This window comes from Streptosporangium subroseum (genome assembly GCF_900188345.1).
Taxonomy (GTDB): Bacteria; Actinomycetota; Actinomycetes; order Streptosporangiales; family Streptosporangiaceae; genus Streptosporangium; species Streptosporangium subroseum.
Window position 1 is genome coordinate 153,956 of sequence record NZ_FZOD01000016.1, and the last position, 21,665, is coordinate 175,620.

The 21,665-nt window shown below is 69.1% G+C and carries 16 protein-coding genes; 8 read left to right on the top strand and 8 right to left on the bottom strand.

All coding sequences use genetic code 11. From position 1 onward, the window contains the following. Positions 1–66: 66 nt before the first annotated feature. From glgB to sppA, 4 genes are all read left to right on the top strand, one after another. Positions 67–2,361 carry a 1,4-alpha-glucan branching protein GlgB gene (gene glgB / locus CHC08_RS18415; protein ID WP_089208528.1) on the top strand — a complete coding sequence of 765 codons (2,295 nt, stop codon included), beginning with the start codon at positions 67–69 and terminating at the stop codon, positions 2,359–2,361. 517 nt (positions 2,362–2,878) lie between these two features. Next, entirely contained in the window at positions 2,879–4,501 is a 1,623-nt protein-coding gene (locus CHC08_RS18420) for a glycosyl hydrolase family 18 protein (protein WP_245878397.1), read from the top strand. 148 nt (positions 4,502–4,649) lie between these two features. Beyond that, a complete protein-coding gene (locus CHC08_RS18425) occupies positions 4,650–6,626 on the top strand; it encodes a S8 family peptidase (RefSeq protein WP_143653265.1) in 1,977 nt (658 codons plus the stop codon). Between the two features lie 30 nt (positions 6,627–6,656). Further along, the gene (gene sppA, locus CHC08_RS18430; RefSeq protein ID WP_089208530.1) at positions 6,657–8,357 is read left to right on the top strand and encodes a signal peptide peptidase SppA; all 1,701 of its coding nucleotides are present in this window, start codon (positions 6,657–6,659) and stop codon (positions 8,355–8,357) included. A gap of 168 nt (positions 8,358–8,525) precedes the next feature. On the opposite strand, the gene CHC08_RS18435 is transcribed toward sppA, so the two are convergent. The 5 genes from CHC08_RS18435 to CHC08_RS18455 form a co-directional block, all read right to left on the bottom strand. Then, a complete protein-coding gene (locus CHC08_RS18435; RefSeq protein ID WP_089208531.1) occupies positions 8,526–9,005 on the bottom strand; it encodes a flavin reductase family protein in 480 nt (159 codons plus the stop codon). Positions 9,006–9,253: 248 nt separating this feature from the next. Next, entirely contained in the window at positions 9,254–10,171 is a 918-nt protein-coding gene (locus CHC08_RS18440; RefSeq protein ID WP_089208532.1) for an ABC transporter substrate-binding protein, read from the bottom strand. Between the two features lie 37 nt (positions 10,172–10,208). Further along, positions 10,209–10,880, bottom strand: a complete 672-nt coding sequence (locus CHC08_RS18445) for an ABC transporter permease (RefSeq protein ID WP_089208533.1) — start codon at positions 10,878–10,880, stop codon at positions 10,209–10,211. After that, on the bottom strand, positions 10,877–11,539 hold the full coding sequence (locus tag CHC08_RS18450) for an ABC transporter permease (protein ID WP_089208562.1): 663 nt from the start codon (positions 11,537–11,539) through the stop codon (positions 10,877–10,879). The genes CHC08_RS18445 and CHC08_RS18450 overlap by 4 nt, the downstream gene beginning before the upstream one ends. Beyond that, the gene (locus tag CHC08_RS18455; RefSeq protein WP_089208534.1) at positions 11,532–12,644 is read right to left on the bottom strand and encodes an ABC transporter ATP-binding protein; all 1,113 of its coding nucleotides are present in this window, start codon (positions 12,642–12,644) and stop codon (positions 11,532–11,534) included. The genes CHC08_RS18450 and CHC08_RS18455 overlap by 8 nt, the downstream gene beginning before the upstream one ends. Before the next feature lie 305 nt (positions 12,645–12,949). Here CHC08_RS18455 and CHC08_RS49630 point away from each other — a divergent pair, with 305 nt between their 5' ends. Both CHC08_RS49630 and argG read left to right on the top strand, forming a co-directional pair. After that, a complete protein-coding gene (locus tag CHC08_RS49630; RefSeq protein WP_089208535.1) occupies positions 12,950–14,680 on the top strand; it encodes an RNA polymerase sigma factor in 1,731 nt (576 codons plus the stop codon). Between the two features lie 220 nt (positions 14,681–14,900). Next, positions 14,901–16,346: an argininosuccinate synthase gene (gene argG / locus CHC08_RS18465; protein ID WP_089208536.1), complete on the top strand. Its 1,446-nt coding sequence runs from the start codon at positions 14,901–14,903 to the stop codon at positions 16,344–16,346. Positions 16,347–16,368: 22 nt separating this feature from the next. Here argG and CHC08_RS18470 read toward each other — a convergent pair whose 3' ends face one another. Then, positions 16,369–17,352: a helix-turn-helix domain-containing protein gene (locus CHC08_RS18470; protein ID WP_089208537.1), complete on the bottom strand. Its 984-nt coding sequence runs from the start codon at positions 17,350–17,352 to the stop codon at positions 16,369–16,371. Positions 17,353–17,891: 539 nt separating this feature from the next. Between CHC08_RS18470 and CHC08_RS18475 the strand changes: the two genes are divergently transcribed. Further along, the gene (locus tag CHC08_RS18475; RefSeq protein WP_420823574.1) at positions 17,892–18,968 is read left to right on the top strand and encodes a glycoside hydrolase family 19 protein; all 1,077 of its coding nucleotides are present in this window, start codon (positions 17,892–17,894) and stop codon (positions 18,966–18,968) included. Between the two features lie 121 nt (positions 18,969–19,089). Here CHC08_RS18475 and CHC08_RS18480 read toward each other — a convergent pair whose 3' ends face one another. Together CHC08_RS18480 and CHC08_RS18485 are read right to left on the bottom strand one after the other, a co-directional pair. Continuing rightward, positions 19,090–19,992, bottom strand: coding sequence for a serine hydrolase (locus CHC08_RS18480; RefSeq protein WP_089208539.1), 903 nt, complete (start codon positions 19,990–19,992; stop codon positions 19,090–19,092). Positions 19,993–20,010: 18 nt separating this feature from the next. Continuing rightward, positions 20,011–20,895, bottom strand: a complete 885-nt coding sequence (locus CHC08_RS18485) for a LysR family transcriptional regulator (protein WP_089208540.1) — start codon at positions 20,893–20,895, stop codon at positions 20,011–20,013. 113 nt (positions 20,896–21,008) lie between these two features. Between CHC08_RS18485 and CHC08_RS18490 the strand changes: the two genes are divergently transcribed. Beyond that, positions 21,009–21,665, top strand: a 657-nt coding sequence (locus CHC08_RS18490) for a biosynthetic peptidoglycan transglycosylase (protein WP_179282103.1), incomplete at its 3' end; no start/stop codon positions are given.

A 21,665-nucleotide genomic window follows, 5' to 3' on the forward strand; every position in this document is an offset into this window, starting at 1 on the left:
ACAAGGGCATGAGTTGGGTGCCCGGGTACGGCAGGGTTAGGGATATCGATCTAGCGGGAGTGAGCCATGAACGCGGACTTGGACCGGCTGGCAGGCGGTGCACACCACGATCCGCACTCGATTCTGGGGGCGCACCTGGGACCGGAGGGTGTGACCATCAGGACGCTGCGGCCACTGGCGCAGAAGGTCCAGGCGGTCGTGGACGGCCAGGCTCACGAGATGAGACATGTGGCCCACGGAGTGTTCGCGACGACGCTTCCCGGCCTTGACAAGATCCCCGATTACCGGCTCCGGATCGCCTACGCCGGGGCCGAGCCGTACGAGACCACCGACCCCTACCGGCACTGGCCCACGCTGGGCGAGGTGGATCTCCATCTGATCGGCGAGGGGCGTCACGAGCGGCTCTGGGAGGTGCTCGGCGCGCGGGTCATGCTGCACGAGGACGTGCAGGGCACGGCCTTCGCCGTATGGGCGCCGAACGCGCGCGGGGTGCGGGTCCTCGGAGACTTCAACCACTGGGACGGCACCGCGTACCCCATGCGCTCGCTGGGCAGCTCGGGAGTGTGGGAGCTCTTCATCCCGGGGCTGGGCGAGGGTGACCGCTACAAGTTCGGCGTCCTCGGCGCGGACGGGGTCTGGCGGGCCAAGGCCGACCCGATGGCCCGGCGCACCGAATGCCCGCCCGCGACCGCGTCGGTGATCGACAAGTCGGAGTACGGCTGGCAGGACGAGGAGTGGATGCGGCGGCGCGCCGGCAGCAATGCGGCGGCGGAGCCGATGAGCGCCTACGAGGTTCACCTCGGCTCGTGGCGGCCGGGGCTGTCCTACCGGGATATGGCCACCGAGCTGGTCGACTACGTGGTGGACATGGGCTTCACCCACGTGGAGTTCATGCCGGTGGCCGAGCATCCGTTCGGCGGTTCCTGGGGCTACCAGGTGACGTCCTACTACGCCCCGACGGCCCGGTTCGGCACTCCCGACGACTTCCGATACCTGGTGGAACGCCTGCACCAGGCCGGGATCGGGGTGCTGGTCGACTGGGTGCCCGCGCACTTCCCGATGGACGACTGGGCGCTGGCCAGGTTCGACGGGACGCCGCTCTACGAGCACGCCGACCCCGCGCGGGGCGAGCACCCCGAATGGGGCACCTACATCTTCGACTTCGGCCGCCGGGAGGTCCGCAACTTCCTGGTCGCCAACGCGGTCTACTGGCTGCGCGAGTTCCACATCGACGGGCTGCGGGTCGACGCGGTCGCCTCGATGCTCTATCTCGACTACTCGCGGCGCGAGGGTGAGTGGACGCCCAACGAGTACGGCGGGCGGGAGAACCTCGACGCGGTGGAGTTCCTCAAGGAGATGAACGCGGTCGCCTATCGGGAGGCGCCGGGCATCACCACCATCGCCGAGGAGTCGACGGCGTGGCCGGGCGTCTCCCGGCCGGTGCACCTGGGTGGGCTGGGCTTCGGGTTCAAGTGGAACATGGGCTGGATGCACGACACGCTCGCCTATCTCAAGCACGAGCCGATCTTCCGGCGCTACCACCACCACCAGATGACGTTCTCGCTGATGTACGCCTACTCGGAGAACTTCGTGCTGCCGCTCTCGCACGACGAGGTGGTGCACGGCAAGGGATCGCTGCTCGGCAAGATGCCCGGCGACGAGTGGCAGCGGTTCGCGAACCTGCGCGCGCTGTTCGCCTTCATGTGGGCCCACCCCGGCAAGCAGGTGCTGTTCATGGGCGGGGAGTTCGGCCAGGGCTCGGAGTGGTCGGAGGAGCGCGGGCTCGACTGGTGGGTGCTCGACTTCGACGGGCACAAGGGGGTCCAGCGGGTGGTCCGCGATCTCAACCGGATCTACAAGGAGACCCCTGCCCTCTGGGACATGGACACCTCCCCCGAGGGCTTCCGCTGGATCGACGCCGACGACGCGATGGGCAACGTGTTCTCGTTCCTTCGCTATGCCAAGGACGGCTCGGCCCTGGCCTGCGTGGCCAACTTCTCCGGCTCGCCGCACGACGACTACAACCTCGGTCTGCCCTATCCGGGGTCGTGGGAGGAGGTGCTCAACACCGACGCCTACGACTACGCGGGCAGCGGGGTGGGCAACCTCGGCACCGTGGAGGCGATCGACGAGCCCCGCCACGGCCTGCCGTACTCCGCCCGCCTGCGTGTCCCTCCCCTGGGCGCCCTCTGGCTCCGGCAGGTTCCCGTTCCGGCCTACGGGGTCCAGGCCGTCGACGAGAGCGAGCGGGACGCCCCGGCCCCCCAGGAGGTCCGGGATATCCAGAGCGCTCAGAGCATTCAGAACGGGCAGAGCGGCCCGGGCAAACGGAGCATCGGAGAACCGGCCGCGGAGGGATGAGCCGCAGACGGTAGCCTCCGCTCCCAACCCGCATTCGGGCCGGTCACCTGTCGTGTGACCGGCCCGTTTCATATCTCGGTCGAACCGGTCGCTCAACAGACAACCGGCCCGTTTCATGTTTTGGTCGAACCGGTCGCTCAACAGACAACCGGCCCGTTTCATGTCTTGGTCGAACCGGTCACTCAACGGGCGACCGGTTCGTTTCATGTCTCTTTCAGGCTGGCCGCTCGATATGGGGTCGGCCTTTTTGCGCTTCGCGCCCATCCGTAATTCGGCCTACCACCCCGCCCGGATGTGACGCCCAGCCGCGATCCGGCCCGCGTCTCCCCTGCTCCGCAGGTCATTCGTCACGCGCTCAACCGGCGCGTGTACGTCACATGGACGGAAAACCTTAAATCGGCCTTATATCGACGGACAAGGCATTGACCGCCCGCGAACGAGAACCTACGCTCTGAGAACTAATAGGAAACTTTCCTATGAATACGGGGACTAGGCACCAACTGACCTGGAGCGACCCTTGCGACGAATTACCATCGGCTCCTTCATCGCAGCGGCGGCGCTGCTCGCCCCCATGGGGATGAACGCCGCGACGGCCGCCACTCCCGCCACGGCCACCTATTCCACCGTGTCCGACTGGGGCTCAGGCTTCGAGGGCAAGGTCACCGTGAAAGCGGGAACGAGTGCCCTGACGAGCTGGAAGGTCGAGTTCGACCTCCCCGCCGGCAAGTCGATCCCCTCCGCGTGGGACGCCGATCTCACCAAGAGCGGCGATCACTACACCTTCGTCAACAAGTCGTGGAACGGGGCCGTGGCGGCAGGGGCCACCGTGAGCTTCGGATTCAACGGCGCGCCCGGCGGACTGACCGGCGTGCTGAACTGCAAGCTCAACGGCGGCGCCTGCAACGGCACCGGCACCCCGGACCCCACGCCGACCCCGACGCCGACGCCGACGGTCACCCCGACGCCGACGCCCACTCCGACCCCGACCCCGACCCCGACGGTCACCCCGACCGTTCCCCCGGTCTCGGGTAAGAAGCTCGTCGGATACTTCACCGAATGGGGCGTCTACGCCCGCAACTACCACGTGAAGAATCTGGTCACGAGTGGTTCGGCGGCGAAGCTGACGCACATCCTGTATGCGTTCGGCAACACCGCGGGCGGCCGATGCAGCATCGGCGACTCCTACGCCGACTATGACAAGGCCTACACCGCCGACCAGAGCGTCGACGGCGTGGCCGACACGTGGGACCAGCCGCTGCGCGGCAACTTCAACCAGCTCCGCAAGCTGAAGAAGGCCTACCCGAACATCAAGGTCATCTGGTCGTTCGGCGGCTGGACCTGGTCCGGCGGCTTCACCCAGGCCGCGGCCAACCCGGCGGCGTTCGCCGAGTCCTGCTACAACCTGGTCGAGGACCCGCGCTGGGCCGACGTGTTCGACGGCATCGACGTCGACTGGGAGTACCCCAACGCCTGCGGTCTGAGCTGTGACGCCAGCGGCCCGAACGCGTTCAAGAACGTGATCTCCGCTCTGCGGAGCAGGTTCGGCGCCAACGCCCTGGTCACCGCGGCGACCACCGCCGACGGCTCCGCCGGCGGCAAGATCGACGTCGCCGACTACGCCGGTGCCATCAACAACCTGAACTGGCTCATGCCGATGACGTACGACTACTTCGGCTCGTTCAACGCTCAGGGACCGACGGCCCCGCACTCGCCCCTCACCTCCTACACCGGCATCCCGACGGCCGGTTTCAACTCCGACGCCGCGATCCAGAAGTTCAAGGCCAAGGGAATCCCCGCCAGCAAGCTCCTGCTCGGCATCGGCTTCTACGGCCGAGGCTGGAGCGGCGTGACGCAGGCGGCTCCGGGCGGCACCGCGACCGGCGCGGCCCCGGGCACCTACGAGGCGGGCAACGAGGACTACAAGGTCCTCAAGACCAAGTGCCCGGCCACCGGCACCGTCGGCGGCACCGCCTACGCCTTCTGCAACGGCCAGTGGTGGAGCTACGACACCCCCAGCACCATCGCCGGCAAGATGACCTACGCCAAGAACCAGGGTCTGGGCGGCGCGTTCTTCTGGGAGACCAGCGGAGACACCGCCAACGGTGAGCTCATCACCGCGATCGCCAACGGCCTCAAGTAATATTTCGAACACTCGGCCCTCCGTGTGCGTTACGCCGCGGGGGGCCGAGCCCGTTTCTGAGAAGATCCTCTAAATCCGGGGCAAAGTATTCACCAGGGACGAATCGCTACCTAGACTCCGAATCGCCTGTTGATCCCCCGGAGGACAAGTGCGACTTCGAGCCCTCGTGGCCATGGCGATCGTGTTCAGCCTCGCCCCCGCCGTACCTGCCTTCGCCGGGAGTCCCCCGGCGCCCGCCCCTTCCGCGACACCCGCTCCCGCCACGACCGAGAACCCTCCGGCACCCGCTCCCCCCGCGGAGGATCCGGCCGCCCCTCCGAAGCTGGAGGCCGGCCTCGGGGTGGACACCGACGGGGCACGGGTCATCGTCGAGGTGGCGGCCCCCGCCGAGGCGGCCCCCGTCGCCGGGGAGGCGCGACTGCTACCCGACGCACAGGTGATTCTGGAGCCGCCGGACACCTCCTTCATCGTCGTCCAGGGCACCGGCGAGTCCCTGACCCGCCTGGCCGAGGACCCTCGCGTCCGCTCCATCCGCCGGGACCGCGCCTACTTCCCCACCTCGCTGGCCTCCGGCCTGCAGGTGATCGGCGCTGACAAGGCACACGGAGCCGGGATCAGAGGCGAGGGTCAGACGATCGCGATCATCGACACCGGGATCGACGCCGGTCACCCCGATCTCGCGAACAAGGTCGTGGATCAGGAATGCTTCTCCGTGACGGACGAGAGCGAGGGCGCCCAGTCGCTCTGTCCCAACGGGGATGAGACCGACTCCGAATCCGCCGACGCCAAGACCCCCGCCTGCCTCGACGGTGGGGTCAACCTGTGCGACCACGGCACCCACGTGGCGGGCATCGCCCACGCCGTCGCGCCCGACGCGGGCATCGTGGCGATCCAGGTCTTCAGCCGGATCAACGACTGCGACGAGGGTGGAGCCTGCCTCACCGCCTACGAGTCCTCGCTCCTGCTCGCCCTCGATCGCGTCGCGGAGCTCAAGAACACCATTCCGGGTCTCGTCGCGGTGAACCTCAGCCTCGGGGGCGGGCTCTACGAGGGGGCATGCGACGCCGAGCCCGACCTGGCAGCGATGAAGGAGCGGGTCGAGGTCCTGCGCGCCAAGGGCGTGGCCGTCGTCGCCGCGGCCGGGAACGAGGGCTCCCCCGGCGCCGGGGCTCCCGGCTGTCTGTCCGGCGCGGTGACCGTGGGCGCGACCGATGACGGCGACCACGTTCCCTACTGGTCCAACTACGGCTCCGTACTCGACCTCTTCGCCCCCGGCGTCGACATCGACTCCGCGGTGCCGGGCGGCGGACACCAGGTCTACAGCGGGACCTCGATGTCCACCCCCCACGTCACCGGCGCCATGGCGCTGATGGCGCAGAAGTCCCCCGGCGCTCCGGACGCGCTGCTCGACCTGCTCAAGGCGGCGGGCCGCCCGATCGTCTACGACGGGGTGAGCACCCCGCGCCTGGACCTGGGCGTCGCGATCGCCGGAGACACTCCCGATCCCGCCATAACCCAGAACCCCGATCCGGGAGACGGATCCACCCCGGGCGACCCCGATGACGACCTGGCGGGCGACCCGAGCCCCGAGCCGAGCTCGGGTCCCTCCCCGGTCAGCGACCCGCCGGCCCCCGCGCCGGAGCCGATTCCCCTGCCGCAGGTCACCGTCACCGTCACCGTGACCGCCACCCCCGCCACCCCCGCCGCGGCGCCCGTCATGTGCACGCGCGGCACGTCCAAGAAGACGCTGACCGCCGCGCAGTGGGCCGTGGAGATCACCCGGGGCAAGGGAACGCTGCCCGACGCGACGCTCGCCTGCTATCTCGGCATGACCGCCAAGGCCAGCAAGGTCTTCTCCGAGCTCACGCGCGTCTCCACCCTGGGTACGGCCTACCGGGTGCTCAAGCCCGCCAAGAAGACCGCCAGGGCCGGTTTCGAGAGCGAACTGCTCGCCGCCTGGCTGAACTGGGCCCATGGCGGGGTCAACTTCACCGCGAAGGTCGGCAAGACGACCACGTTCAGGGACGCCCTCACGTCGGCGGAGAAAAAGCGCCTGAAAGGTACTCCGCCCTCTACAACCACCTTGCTCCTGAGAAAGCAGGTGAACACCCGCCATGCGATATAAGTCGGCGATGTGTCGCTTAGGGTGAAGAACATGGACGCGACCAAGGTGATCATCGACACCGTCGACCGGTACCGGCAGCGGCGCACCGCTCCACTGGTCCTAGAGCTCGACCTCACCGAGGGCCTGACCCAGGGACCCCCGGCGGATCCGCTGAGCGCCATCCTGTCGATGCGCAGGACGAGCCTGGCCGATGTGCTGTCCGGGCTGAAGCGCGGCGGGAAGGACCCCCGGGTCAAGGCGCTGGTCGTCAAGATCGGCACCCAGCCGCTGGGACTGGCGATGGTGCAGGAGCTGCGCCAGGCCGTGACCCGTTTCCGGGCGGCGGGCAAGCTGACGATCGCGTTCGCCGAGACCTTCGGCGAGTTCGGGGCCGGCACCGTCCCCTACTATCTGGCCAGCGCCTTCGAGCGGGTCTACCTGCAGCCGTCGGGCGACGTCGGGCTCACCGGCGTCGCGATGGAGCAGCGTTTCCTGCGGGGCGCGCTGGGCAAGCTCGGCGTCGAATACCAGATCGGCCAGCGGCACGAATACAAGACCGCGGCCAACACCTTCACCCAGGACCACATGACCGACGCCCACCGCGAGTCGATGGGCCGCATCACCGAGTCGGTCACCGAGCAGGTCATCGCGGGCGTCGCCGAGGGACGCGGGCTCGACCCCGCGAAGGTCCGCGAGCTCATCGACCGGGGCCCCTTCATCGGCGCCGAGGCGGTCGAAGCGGGGCTGGTGGACCGGCTGGCCTACCGTGACGAGGTCTACGACGAGGTCAAGCAGGCCGTGGGCGACGACTCGCTGCTGCTCTACGTCGGCCGCTACGCCAAGAACCTGATCGCCAGGAAGCTCCCGCATCCCGGTGAGCAGACCGTCGCGCTGGTCCACGGCACCGGCGCGATCCGGCTCGGCCGCAGTGGCCGCAGCCCGCTGGGCGGCGGTGGCGCGATGGGCTCCGACACCATCTGCGCCGCCCTCCGCGCGGCCCGCCGCGACGACAACGTGAAGGCCGTCGTCTTCCGGGTGGACAGTCCCGGAGGCTCTTACGTGGCCTCCGACGCCATCTGGCGCGAGGTCGTGCTCACCCGCAAGGCGGGCAAGCCCATCGTGATCTCGATGGGCGACCTGGCCGCCTCCGGCGGTTACATGGTCTCGATGGCCGCCGACGTGATCGTGGCGCAGCCGGGCACGCTCACCGGTTCCATCGGCGTCTTCGGCGGCAAGGCCGTCATCGGCGGGCTGCTGGAGAAGCTCGGGGTGTCCTCCGAGACCGTCGGAGAAGGCGCCAACGCCGGGATGTTCTCCCCCACGAACGCCTTCTCCGAGGCGCAGTGGGCACGGGTCAACGCCTGGCTCGACCGGGTCTACGACGACTTCGTGAACAAGGTGGCCGAGGGCCGCGGCCTGCCCCGCGAGCGTGCCCACGAGCTGGCCAAGGGCCGGGTCTGGACCGGCGCCGACGCGCGCGAACGCGGTCTCGTCGACGAGCTCGGCGGTCTTGAGGACGCCCTCGCGCTGGCCAGGGGCAAGGCCAGGCTCGCCGACGATGCCCCCGTCCGCATCTATCCCAGGCTGAGCCCGCTGGAGCGCCTGCGCCCGGCGGAGTCCAGCGAGGACAAGTCCGCCGCCCTGGCCCAGGTCCGCCTGGAGGCGTGGGGCCCGATCGCCCACCTCGCCACCGAGCTCGGCCTGCCCTCGTACGGCCCGCTCATGCTCCCGGGCGGGTGGACGATCCGCTGACGCGTGCCGCCGGAACCGACGTTCCCCGTCTCGCGTTCGGCGGACGGGGAACGGCGTTCGGCGGACGGTCTCACCCCCTGGGAGCGAGCGGTCCGAGTTCCTCGCGAGCCGGCAGGCCATGCCGATCACCGTGAGAGGCCGCCGCGAATGCGCCCGGGGTGCCGGCGATCAGGCGGTGGGCCGGTAGCGGCCGCGGAACCGCACGAGCGGGAGAAGTGCCGAGTCCACGTAGTCGACCGCGAGGACCCTGGCGATGAAAAGCGTGTGGTCCCCCGCCGGGACGACCTGGACCGTCTCGGCCTCCAGGGCGGTCACGCCGCCGTCCACGATGAGTGCCCCGCTCAGCTCACCCCGGTGGTGCGGCGTCCCCGCGAGCAGGAGCCGCGCGCCGGGGCGACCGGCGGTGGCGAAGCGACTGGCGATCGTCTTCTGCCCGGTCGACAGCACGCTGGCGGCCCAGCGGTCGTGGCGGAGCAGAAGCTCGTTGAGGTAGCGGGTGTTCTCCATGCTCACCATCACGAGCCGCGGGTCCAGTGAGACCGAGGTGAAGGTCGCGACCGTGGTCCCCACGTCGTCACGCTCATCCTTGACGGTGATGACCGTCACGGCGGTCGGCACCTGGGCCATTGCCTCGATGAACTCACTCATGCCGGTAATCATCCCGGAAACCGGTGTCACCCTTGGCATCGCCCGTGAACGGGACTCCGGCGGGCCCGATGAATCCCGTGAGCTCGGACGGGCACCGCGAACACGGCGGCACACGACGTACGCGGCGGCACACGGCGTCCACGACGTCCACGGCGTCCCGGGCGGAAACCGTACGGCCCGCACCGGTGGAGCGGTGCGGGCCGTACGGCTGGATCAGATCGAAACAGGAGAAAAACGATCAGGAGCGACTAGAGCAGACCGTTCTGCGTCAGCCAGTCCTTGGCGACCGTGGCGGCGTCGTCCTTGTCGATCGCCACGCGCTTCATCAGCGCGAGGAGACCGGGGGTGTCGAGCTTGGCCGAGACCGCGTTCAGCGTCGTCTTCACGGTGTCGTTCGCGCCGGCCTTGTTGACCAGGGGCGCGATGTTGTCGGCGGCGAAGGCGTTCTTGTTGTCCTGCAGCGAGACCAGGTCGTTGAGCACGATCTTCGGGTCGGTGGTGAAGACGTTGCCGACCTGGACGGTGCCGTCCTTGATGGCGTCGGCGGTGGCGTCACCGGTCTTCTTCCACTCCTTGAACTCAAGGCCGTAGGTGTCCTTGAAGTTCGTCTCCTGCCGGGACTGGAACTCCGGCGGGCCGCCGACCGTGTAGCCCTTGGCGACCTTGACGAGGTCCTCGATCGTGGTGAGGCCGCCGGACGTGGCGGTCTCCTTGGTGACCGTCAGCGAGTTGTTGTCCTCGGCCGCGGCGGGCTCCAGGACCTCCAGCTCGGCCGGGAGCTTCTCCTTGAGCCCGGCGACGATCTCCTCCTTGCTCTTCACCGTCGTCGTCTTGTCGATGAAGGCGAGCAGCGAGCCGATGTACTCCGGCAGGACCGTCAGGCCGCCGCTCTTGACCTGGTCGACGAGAACCTCACGGCTGCCGATGTTGAGCTTCTTCTCGACCTGCACGCCCTTGGCCTCCAGGGCCTGGGCGTAGATCTCGGCGAGGAGGACGTTCTCGGGGAAGTTGGCCGAGCCGACGACGACCTTCCCCCCGGCCGCGGGCGCGGATCCGGAGGCCGCGGGGCTCGCGGAGGCGCTGGTGAGCGGGTCGCCGCCACCGCACGCGGTAAGAGTGAGCGCCGCGGACAGAATGACTGCCGCGGTGCTGAAAAGGCGCTTCATCGTACGTTCCCTTCCAAAGCGGGGGGTAATTAGGAGATTAGCGTATGGTCAAGCGCTGGCTCACCCCCGGAGAGACCAGAAAACGCTGCACCAGCCCGAACCCCAGCTGAACGATCAGAGCCAGCAGCGCCACGAGAACGGCCCCGCCGATCGTGCTGGGGAAGTCCTTGGTCGCGAGACCGTCGACGATGAACCGGCCGAGACCCCCCAAGCCTACGTAAGCCGCCACGGTCGCGGTCGACACCACCTGGATCGCGGCGACCCGCAGACCGAGCATGATGAGCGGCAGCGCGGTCGGCACGAGCACCCGGCCGAGGACCTGTCCGCCGCGCAGGCCCATGCCGTACGCGGCGTCCCGCAGGTCGGGATCGACGTTGCGGATGCCCTCGTAGGTGTTGACCAGGATGGGCGGCACGGCGAGTGCCACCAGCGGGATCAGCACCGGGACGATGGTGCCCACGCCCATCAGCAGCACGATGAGCACGAGCAGGCCCAGCGTCGGAAGGGCGCGGGCCGCGTTGGCGCTCAGGATCGCGAACAGCGCGCCCTTGCCGGTGTGGCCGATCCACAGCCCCAGCGGCAGCGCGATCAGCATGGCGAGCAGCAGCGAGATGCCCGAGAACTCCAGGTGCTCCAGCAGCCGGGTGGGGATGCCGTCCGGGCCGGACCAGTTGTCCGGATTCGTGAAGAAGTCGATCACCCAGTTCACGCGGTCCTCCTTGCCCGAGACCACGGGGTCAGCAGTCGCTGCGCCAGGACCAGCAGCAGGTCGGCGGCCGCCGCCAGCGCCACGGTCAGCACGATGCCCACGACGATCGGCGTGTAGAACTGCCGCTGCCAGCCGTCGATGAACAGGTAGCCCAGCCCTCCCCTGCCGACCAGCGCGCCCACGCTGACCAGGCTGATGCTGGAGACCGCCGCCACCCGGAGCCCGGCCAGCACGACCGGCACCGCGATCGGCAGCTCCACCCGGAGCAGCCTGCGCAGCGGGGTGAAGCCCATGGCCACCGCGGACTGGCGCACGTGGTCGGGGACCGAGGTGAGACCGTCCACGACGGCCGGGATCAGCACCGCCATGGCGTAGAACGTGAGCGGGACCATGACGGTCTCCCGGGTGGCGAGGCCGGTGATCGGGATGAGCACGATGAAGACGGCCAGCGAGGGCAGCGAGTAGATCACGTTCATGACGCCGACGGTCGGCTGGTAGAGCCAGCGCCAGCGGGCGCCGGCCAGCCCGAGCGGGAGCGCGATGAGCAGCCCGATGACAACCGGCACCAGCGCCATGACGACGTGGTCCACCAGCAGTCCCTGGATGTTGGGCCAGTTACGTCCGATCCAGTCCCAGCGGACCAGCGGTTCCTCAGCCATCGACGCCTCCGACACCCCCGGCGACCAGCGCCAGCTCCTCGTCCAGCGCCTCGCGGACCGCGACGCCCACGACGCGCCCCGACTCGTCCACCGCAATCGCGCTCCCGGACGGGGACAGCAGCGTCGCGTCCAGCGCGGCGCGCAGCGAGTCGCGGCCCTTGACGAACGTTCCGTACGGCGCGAGCTCCACGTCCGCCGGCGTGCCGGACTCCGGCAGGTCCTTGGAGGCGATCCAGCCCAGCGGACAGTTGTCCTCGTCCACCACGACCAGCCAGGGTTCGGTCGTGCCTCGCAGCGAGGAGACCTCGGCGGAGGCGGGCACGGTCAGGTCGGTGCGCAGCCGTAGCCCGTCGCCGGAGACGAAGGACAGCCGCCGGATGCCCCGGTCACGTCCGAGGAACTCACGGACGAAGTCGTCGGCGGGCCGGGTCAGCAGCGTCGCGGGATCGGCGAGCTGCGCCAGCTTGCCCCCGACCCGGAGCACGGCCACCCGGTCGCCGAGCTTGACGGCCTCGTCGATGTCGTGGGTGACGAACACGATGGTCTTGTTGAGCTCGGACTGCAGCCGGAGGAGCTCCTCCTGCAGGCTCGCGCGCACGATCGGGTCCACCGCGCTGAACGGCTCGTCCATCAGCAGCACCGGCGGGTCGGCGGCCAGGGCGCGGGCCACGCCGACCCGCTGCTGCTGGCCTCCGGAGAGCTGGAAGGGGTAGCGGTCGGCCATCTTGAGGTCGAGCCCGACCCGTTCGAGCAGCTCCATCGCCCGGGCACGGGCTTTCTTCTTGTCCCAGCCGAGCAGGTAGGGAACCGTCGCCACGTTGTCGACGATCTTGCGGTGCGGGAAGAGCCCCGCCTGCTGGATGACGTACCCGATGCCCCTGCGCAGGGTCGGCGGGTCGATCGTCTTGACGTCCACACCGTCAAGGAGGATCTGCCCTCCGGTCGCGTCGATCATCCTGTTGATCATGCGAAGGGAGGTGGTCTTGCCGCAGCCCGAAGGGCCGACGAACACGGTTATCTCCCCGGTGGGGACCTCAAGACTCAGATTGTCCACGGCGACGGTTCCATCGGCGTAGCGCTTGGTGACACCGTTGAATGTGATCATGCGCAACCTCTTGTTTTCGGCAGGGTCGCGGCTCCCCGCCCCATGACCGCCCCCGCGATCCACGGCGGCCCAGCCTACGGTCGTCATTTACGATCTGTCGCCCCACCCCCGTGTCAAGAGGGGCGGGAGAGGTGTATTTCTAATCAAATAGGCATTGGGTAGTGCGGGAGGTGCCCATGAGTTGACATGATTACCCACATTGCCGGAGTAAACCCCTCCGGCATCGCACGTCACAAGTTTCACAGATTTCACAACCCCCGTTCTGCACCACGCTCGCCGAACCATCCCGCGGAGGAACCGGTCCCGTGACCCAACCGCTCCTCGCTCAGCGCTCGCGCGGCGACCTCATCGCCGAGCTCTACGACCGCCATGCCACCGGGCTGTTCGCGTACTGCCACGACCAGCTCGGCGACGCCGCCTCCGCCGCCGACGCGCTGACGTCCGTCCTCGCCGTCGTCACGGCCGAGAACCCGCCGCGTGCCGCCCTGTACGCGCTGGCCCGTCGTGAGATCCACCAGCGCGACGTCGTCTACGCCCCGCTGTCCGTCGGCGCCGACCCGGCGTCCGCCCTCGTCGAGCGGGTCCTGCGCGAACTGCGCCCGCACCAGCGCGAGGTCCTGTACCTGTCCGGCATGTGCGAGATGGACACCTCCGAGCTCGCCTGGGTGCTCGACGTGGCCGGCGACACCGCCGACGAGCTGACCGTGAGCGCCTGCCGCCGCTTCGCCCAGTCGCTGAGCCTGGCCCTGGCCTCGACCCAGGTCCCGGACCACCTGGCCGACGTGTTCGGCGCCATGAGCGTCGCCCCGATCCGCGACGTGCTCACCCGCGCGCCCTGGGCCGTCCCGCCCGTCGGCCTGCGCGCCGCCCTGCTGGGACCGCGGGCCGTCACGGCGACGGCCGCCCGGCGAGCTCCGTCCCCGCTGGTCAAACAGCTCTGGCCGACGACGCCCGCGTGGCCGTTGCCGCTCGCCGAGGCCGGCTCGCCGACCGGCCCCTCCTCACCGGGACGCTTTCAGGATCCGGCCTCCCCGCCGGACCGCTTCCCGGACCCGTTCTCCCCGTCGAACCGCTCTCCGGACCCGTTCTCTCCCCCGGACCCCGCGGTGGTCTCCGCCCACGAGGCCGCCACCGCCCCGATGCCCAAGATCAGGGACTCGGTCCTGACGGCACTCGACGACGACGCGGGGGCCCGGGTCTCCCGCCTGAGGCTCCAGCGGCCGAAGCCCCGCCGGGCGATGCCGCTGTCGGCGCCGATCCCGGCGGACGTGCTCGACGACGCCCCGGCGGAGAACCTGTTCCGGCCGCTCACCCCCGAGGTGCGGGTGACGCCCGCCCCCGCCGACAAGCTGGTCGCCTCGGCGTCCTCCGACGAGACGTCCTCCGATACGGCGGTCTCCGATACGACAGTTTCCGACAGGACGGTCTCCGACGAGGCGCCTCCCGGTGAGATGACCCTCGACGAGGCGATCCGGGACATGGCGGCCCGCCGGGAGAGGGCGTCCCGTGTGCTTCCGCTCCCCGGCTGGCCCCTGCAGACGGACCAGCTGGACGCCCTGGCACGTCACGAGCAGCCGCCGCTGCCCCAGTGGCTCACCAATCCGGATCCCCCGGCAGACTCCGAACGCGCGCAGCCGCCGCTCCCCGACTGGTTCACCGACAGGGATCATCCGGGCCCCGGGCCGCAGCACGACCAGCTGCCGTACGCGAAACCGGTGTTCCCCAGCTGGTCCACCCACGTCTACCAGCCGGGCGCCCCGGCACCGCACGAGGAGCGGCCGGACGACCTGGACCTCGGCCGGGCGCCGAGGGCGGCGGAGCTCGCCGAGACGAGCGAGATGGCCGCGATCCGCGAGCCCGAGGTGGCGACCTCCGTCCCGGACCCGGCGAACGGGCATGCGCGGCACAAGCACAAGATGATCAGGTACGGCCGGCGCCATCATCACGACTGGGCCTGGGAGCTGATCGGCTTTGTCATCGCCCTGGCGATCGCGATGATCGTCTTCTTCGCGGTCCCGATGCTCGGCACGCCGTAGCCGGATCTCACGAAGCCCCGTCCGTCTCTTCGGAGACGGGCGGGGTTTTTTGCGTGGCGCACGGACGAGGGCCGGTCTCCCCTGGTCGCCGGTAGCGGGACGGATCAGGCGGTGGAGCGAGCGATTCCCGTCCGGTGCCGGAGCGGCGGCCAACAAACCCCGACGCGATGTGGCCGCAGGGCTTTGCATGAACATGCGTCGCAGTGCATACTCTTGTCTTATGTCCAAGGTTCTCACCTCCCTGCCCACCGGCGAGCGCGTCGGTATCGCCTTCTCGGGCGGCCTCGACACTTCGGTGGCCGTCGCGTGGATGCGCGACAAGGGTGCCGTTCCGTGCACCTACACCGCCGACATCGGCCAGTACGACGAGCCCGACATCGCCTCGGTGCCCGACCGCGCGTTGGCGTACGGTGCCGAGATCGCGCGCCTGGTCGACTGCCGCGCGGCGCTGGTCGAGGAGGGCCTGGCCGCGCTCACCTGCGGTGCGTTCCACATCCGTTCGGCCGGGCGCCCCTACTTCAACACCACGCCGCTCGGTCGCGCCGTCACGGGAACCCTGCTGGTCCGGGCGATGGCCGAGGACGGCGTGCAGATCTGGGGCGACGGCTCGACGTTCAAGGGCAACGACATCGAGCGGTTCTACCGGTACGGCCTGCTGGCAAATCCCCACCTGCGCATCTACAAGCCCTGGCTCGACGCGGACTTCGTGTCCGAGCTCGGCGGCCGCAAGGAGATGTCGGAGTGGCTGCTCGCCCACGACCTGCCCTACCGCGACAGCGCCGAGAAGGCCTACTCGACCGACGCCAACATCTGGGGCGCCACCCACGAGGCCAAGACCCTGGAGCACCTCGACACCGGCATCGAGACCGTGAACCCGATCATGGGCGTGCGATTCTGGGATCCCGCGGTCGAGATCCTCACCGAGGACGTGACCATCGGTTTCGACATGGGCCGCCCGGTGACGATCAACGGCAAGGAGTTCGCCACCCCGGTCGACCTGGTGATGGAGGCGAACACGGTCGGTGGACGGCACGGCATGGGCATGTCGGACCAGATCGAGAACCGGGTGATCGAGGCCAAGAGCCGCGGCATCTACGAGGCGCCGGGGATGGCGTTGCTGCACGCGGCGTACGAACGACTGGTCAACGCGATCCACAACGAGGACACCCTGGCGAACTACTACAACGAGGGACGGCGGCTCGGCCGGCTGATGTACGAGGGCCGCTGGCTCGACCCGCAGGCGCTGATGCTGCGAGAGTCGCTGCAGCGCTGGGTCGGCATGGCGGTCACCGGCGAGGTGACGCTGCGGCTGCGCCGCGGTGAGGACTACTCGATCCTGAACACCTCCGGCCCGGCTTTCAGCTACCACCCGGACAAGCTGTCGATGGAGCGCACCGAGGACTCGGCGTTCGGCCCGGTGGACCGGATCGGCCAGCTCACCATGCGCAACCTCGACATCGCCGACTCGCGCGCCAAGCTCGAGCAGTACGCCGGCCTCGGCATGGTCGGCACCCATCACGCGCTCCTCGGTGCCGCCCAGGTGGCCTCGACCGAACTGGTCGGCGCGATGCCGCAGGGCGGCGCCGAGGCCATCGCCTCACGCGGCGAGGTCTCCGGCGACGACGAGATGCTCGACCGTGCCGCGATGGAGTTCGGCACCGACTGACCGGCTCGGGCAGGACGCCGCGTCAGAGCCAGCGTTCCCTGGCGGCGTGCCAGGCCAGCTGCATCCGGGTCTGCGCGCCGGCCAGCTCCATGATGTGCGACAGGCGCCGCTGCACGGTCCGCTGGCTGATCCCCAGCTGGGTGGCGATCGACTTGTCCGCCACTCCCGCGACCAGCAGTGAGAGCAGATAGAGGTCGTCGGAGTTCAGCGGGCAGGTCTGCGCGCCCTCGGTGAGGGCGCCGTCCTCGGCGACCCGCAGCGGCGTCGCCCGGTCCCAGTACCCCTCGAAGAGCGCGATCAGCGCGTCCAGCAGCTGGCCGCTCCGCACCAGCGCCGCCGTCGGCTCGGAGATTCCGGCCTCCTGCACCAGCGGCAGCACGCCGATCTTCCTGTCGACGACCGTCAGCCGCACCGGCAGCCAGGGTACGGCTCTGGCCTGCTCGCCCAGTTTGACGCCGTAGGCGACGTTGGCCTGCATCCCGGGCTCCTCCAGCAGGTCGCGCTCGTAGACGACCCGGTAGGCGACCCCGCGGAGCAGCGCGGCCGGCTCCTCGTCGTTCTCGGTCGCCTGCATCACCATCGGGCGCCCCTTGCAGAAGTAGAGAACCTCCTCCCGGGCGTTCGCCTGCGTGTGGTAGAGCTGCTCGCGTATCGCGAGCCGGTTGGGCAGCACCTCGACGAGCCGTCCCGCGTCGCGGCGGCGGGCGTTGCCCCGATACTCCTCGGAGAGCTGCTCCACTTCGCGCCGCGCCCAGTCGAGTGACTGCTGGTGATGGAGGAGCCGCGAGCCCAGCACGATGTCCGGGGCCACGGCGGTGAACCGCCGTCCGTCTGGGGGCGCCTCCCGGATCAGACCTCTGTCCCGCATGGAGACCAGCACCGTCTCGGCCGTCTCGGCGTCGAGGTCCAGCTTCCTCACGAGGTCGGTGACATCCGCCTCGGCGGTCGTCACCAGAAACCGGTAGACGCGTTCCTCCACAGGATCCAGCCCGACGGATTCCAACATGCCGCAATGATGACATCCGAAATCCCCATTAACGGACACATTCGCACCTAAACGGACGGGCAACCCCGAGGTGAACGGGGGTGCGTCCCCCGCCCGGACGGGGAACGCACCCCGGCGGCACAAGGGAAACTCGCGACCTCAGGGGTTGTGACAACAGTCTGTCAAGGCTAGTATCACGACAACTCTTAGGAAACTTTCTTAAGAGAAACGGCGAACGGAAGCTCCGGCAACCCGCTCGCCACTGTCCGGTCCGACCATGAGCTGCGCGAACTCGATGACGCAGGCCGTCATCGCATGGAAGTCCGACCGTCCGGACGCCCCACACCCCCCGGTTTCCCCCATGGAAGCGATCATGCGACGCACTCCTTCCCCGCTCGCCGGCGACCGGGTCCGCAAACCTCCCGCGCGGCCACTCGTGCCCCCGATCCGGCGGCGACCTCCCCGGATGAGGTACCGGTCACGGTGCCGACAGCTCGTGTAAGGACCGGCCCTGTCACCGAACCTGTGCGGCCCCCACCGCACGAAGGAGTGATCAAGTGTTGAGACAGCGCATCATGGCCTCCCTCTCCGCCCTGGCGCTCGCGAGCGTGCTCGCGGTCGTCCTGCCGATGTCCTCCGCCTCCGCCGCGAGCTGCACCACCGCGTGGAGTTCCTCGACGGTGTACGTCGGCGGCACGGCCGCCTCCTACAACGGCCACAACTGGTCCGCGAAGTGGTGGACCCAGAACGAGACTCCCGGCACCTCCGACGTCTGGGCGGACCAGGGCGTGTGCGGCGGCGGCACGACACCGCCCCCGACCTCGGGCTGCAGCTACCCGAACTGGGTGGCCGGCAGGGCGTACGTCACCGGAAACATCGTCAAGTACACCGATGGCAGGTTCTACATCGCCGAGCACGACAACCCGGGCTACGACCCCGTGATCAGCACGTGGTACTGGGAGCCGTACACCTGCGGCACGACCCCGCCCACGAATCCCCCCACGAACCCGCCCTCGACGGGCTTCGTCGTGAGCCAGGCGCAGTTCAACCAGATGTTCCCGAACCGCAACTCCTTCTACACCTACAGCGGCCTGACCGCGGCGCTGAGCGCCTACCCCGGCTTCGCGAACACGGGCAGCGACACCGTCAAGCGGCAGGAGGCGGCCGCGTTCCTGGCCAACGTCAACCATGAGACCGGCGGCCTGGTCTACGTGGTGGAGCAGAACACCGCGAACTACCCCCACTACTGCGACACCAGCCAGTCGTACGGCTGTCCCGCGGGCCAGGCGGCCTACTACGGCCGCGGGCCGATCCAGCTGAGCTGGAACTTCAACTACAAGGCCGCGGGCGACGCGCTCGGCATCAACCTGCTCGGCAACCCGAACCTGGTGCAGACCGACTCCGCCGTGGCGTGGAAGACCGCGCTCTGGTACTGGAACACCCAGAGCGGCCCGGGCACGATGACGCCGCACAACGCGATGATCAACGGGCGCGGCTTCGGCGAGACGATCCGCAGCATCAACGGCAGCCTGGAGTGCGGCGGCAGGAACCCGGCGCAGGTGCAGAGCCGGATCAACGCCTACCAGAGCTTCACGCAGATCCTGGGCACCACCCCCGGTGGCAACCTGAGCTGCTGAGCTCGGCACCGCACGACGAGACACCCGCATGACCAAGGAAGGGCGCGGCCGCTCGGGGGCCGCGCCCTTCCCCGTGTCCTCGCCCGGATTCCAGCGGCTCATCCCAACCCTGCGGAGCCGTTCACAGGTGTCGTAGCCGATCGCGGAGCGTACGCGCGACCTGGGCCATGAGCGCCTCGGCTCCGGGCTGGCTGACGGCCGGCACGCGGGACTCGGTGAGTACGGCGACGCCGAAGACCTGGCCGTCGGCGTGCTCGACCACGCCGACCTCGTGACGGAGGTTGAGCAGCGTCCCGGTCTTGGAGGACCACCTCGAGGCGTCGGAGCTGAAATCGGGTGCCAGCCGATGCCGCAAGAGGTTGGTGGCCATGAGGGTCCGCACGCGCTCGGCGACGCCCGAGTCGATGGGAGACGGTGTCCACAGTGCCTGCAGGAGTTCGATGAACGCTCGCGCGGATCCCGAGTTCGCGCGCGTCACGTCCAGTTGCGGGATGCGATGTCCTCGTCCTGCCGTCCCCGCTTCGATGGCGAGGACGTAGGCGAGGTGGACGTCGGCGGAGTCGAGGCGTTCCGCCGGAGTCTCGACGAGTTCTTGCATGGTGTGGCGGACCGTGATGCCGCGGAGCCCCAGCCCGTGCAGCACCGCTGAGACCTCGGCGGGCGGGGTGAGGGCGAACAGCGCGTCCGCCGCCGTGCTGTCGCTCAAGGCGGTGCTGAGGTAGAGCAGGTCGTCGATGGCGATCCGGGCCGGGTGCCGGAACCTGCTCAGCCCGGTCGGCCCCGGAGTGGTGATCCCGCCTGGTCGCACGAGGATCTGTGTGGAGCCGTCGAGCTCACCCCTCCGGATGCGTTCGAGCGTCGCGACGGCGAGCGGGATCTTGACGAGTGAGGCGCTCGGGAACTCGAGGTCCGGCTCGATGCCGATCTCTTCGCCGGAGCGCAGGTCCCGGACCAGGAACGACCCCCGGAGCCCGGCGTCGTCGAGCGATCGCCGGAGTTCACGGATCAGGTTCTCGACCTTGATGGTGTCCCCCCGTCTTGGTCACGCGTCTCGGTCGCGCGCGCCGAGGCAGCGAGCGATCGCGTGCCACAGCCGGGCCTGAATGCGCTCCGCGTCGTCCCCGACGGCGGCTGACACCCCGAAGCTGCGGACCAGGCGGATCTCGCCGACCGGGCGCCAGTGTAGCCCCAGCTCCTCGGCTTGCCTGACCGAGCACAGGAGGAGATCCGTCGAGCCTAGGACCTCCGCCGTGGCGGCGGTGAGCGTGGTCGAGACGGTGACCTGCGCGGGCTGGAGACCGACGGCGTCCCGGGTCCGGAACATGCGGTCGCGGATGTGGGGGACGTCGTCCTCGGGCTGGATCCAGATCCGGCTTCTTCGCGACGACTGCGCGGCGCGGCCGGCTCGGAGGGTCTCGACGTAGACGGTTTCCGCGAGCCGGTCCGTGGCACCGGCGAGCCCGAGCCGCACGGACCAGACCGCGTCGCTGGGCGATGCGACCGTGAGGGCGGCACGGACCTCGCGGGATCGGACGAGCTCTGCCCGTTCGGCCGGCGGGGCAGCGTGAAAGTCGAGGTAGATGCCGTTTCGGCGGGCCTCCGCGTCGAGCCGTGCAAGGTCGCGAACGGTGCAGATGTCGGGAACGGCGAGGCGAAGGGGACTGAGCTTGGCCCGTTCGGCTTCGTGCTCCATGTCGTCGGCCAGATGGACGAGACGCTTCGCCGACGGCAGCATGTCACGGCCGAACTGCGTGAGCATCGCCCCGCGCGACGACCGGTCGAACAACCGCTCCCCGAGATGCTTCTCAAGAGCGGCGATCCGACGGCTCGCGACCGACTGCGGCACGCGCGTGGCCGCCGCACCTTCCGTGAAGCTTCCTCGTTCGCTCACGTTGACGAACGCTCTCCAGGCTCCGAGGACGTCCACGAGGTGAATCGTATGCTATTTCAGCATAGAACCGGCTGTTTCTGTCTTTGACGGCATCAAACAACAACACGAGACTGCCCGTCGTATCCAGTTCACGACGGGAAGGCCTGACCATGCCCACCCAGCTTCTTCGACTGTCACGTCGAGGGACGGAGATCGTACGACTCGCCGCCGTGGGCGTGGCGGTGGGTGTGCTCGCGGCGGGGGTCGCGTTGCCGGCCGTGGGAGGCGCGGGCCTGGGCATCATGTCGGCCACCAACGAGGTGAACCTCAAACCAGAAGACCTCACCGAACCGCCGCCGGCCGAGGTCACCGTCGTACAAGACGCCCGCGGCAACGAGATCGCACGGTTCTACGAGGAATACCGCGAGGTCGTCACGCTCGATGAGATGGCCGAGGTCATGAAAACCGCGATCATCTCGATCGAGGACTACCGGTTCTACGAGCACGGCGCGATCGACATCGAGGGCACGATCCGCGCGCTGGCCAAGAACCTGCAAGCCGGCGGGGTAAGCCAGGGCGGCTCCAGCATCACCCAGCAATACGTCAAGCAGGTGCTGCTCAACTCCGCCGACACCGAAAAAGAGAAGAACGCCGCCCTGGAGTCCAGCTACGCGCGCAAACTCAACGAGCTGCGCTATGCGATGGCGGTGGAAAAGAAGTACTCCAAGGATCAGATCTTGGAAAAGTACCTGAACATCGCCTACTTCGGGGCGGGCGCCTACGGGGTGGAGGCGGCGGCCAAGCGGTTCTTCGGGGTGACGGCGGCC

Coding starts and splice junctions, on each gene's coding strand:
- glgB (WP_089208528.1), top strand. CDS start 67: ATGAACGCGGACTTGGACCGGCTGGCAGGCGGTGCACACCACGATCCG.
- sppA (WP_089208530.1), top strand. CDS start 6,657: ATGGACGCGACCAAGGTGATCATCGACACCGTCGACCGGTACCGGCAG.
- CHC08_RS18435 (WP_089208531.1), bottom strand. CDS start 9,005: ATGAGTGAGTTCATCGAGGCAATGGCCCAGGTGCCGACCGCCGTGACG.
- CHC08_RS18440 (WP_089208532.1), bottom strand. CDS start 10,171: ATGAAGCGCCTTTTCAGCACCGCGGCAGTCATTCTGTCCGCGGCGCTC.
- CHC08_RS18450 (WP_089208562.1), bottom strand. CDS start 11,539: ATGGCTGAGGAACCGCTGGTCCGCTGGGACTGGATCGGACGTAACTGG.
- CHC08_RS18455 (WP_089208534.1), bottom strand. CDS start 12,644: ATGATCACATTCAACGGTGTCACCAAGCGCTACGCCGATGGAACCGTC.
- argG (WP_089208536.1), top strand. CDS start 14,901: ATGTCCAAGGTTCTCACCTCCCTGCCCACCGGCGAGCGCGTCGGTATC.
- CHC08_RS18470 (WP_089208537.1), bottom strand. CDS start 17,352: ATGTTGGAATCCGTCGGGCTGGATCCTGTGGAGGAACGCGTCTACCGG.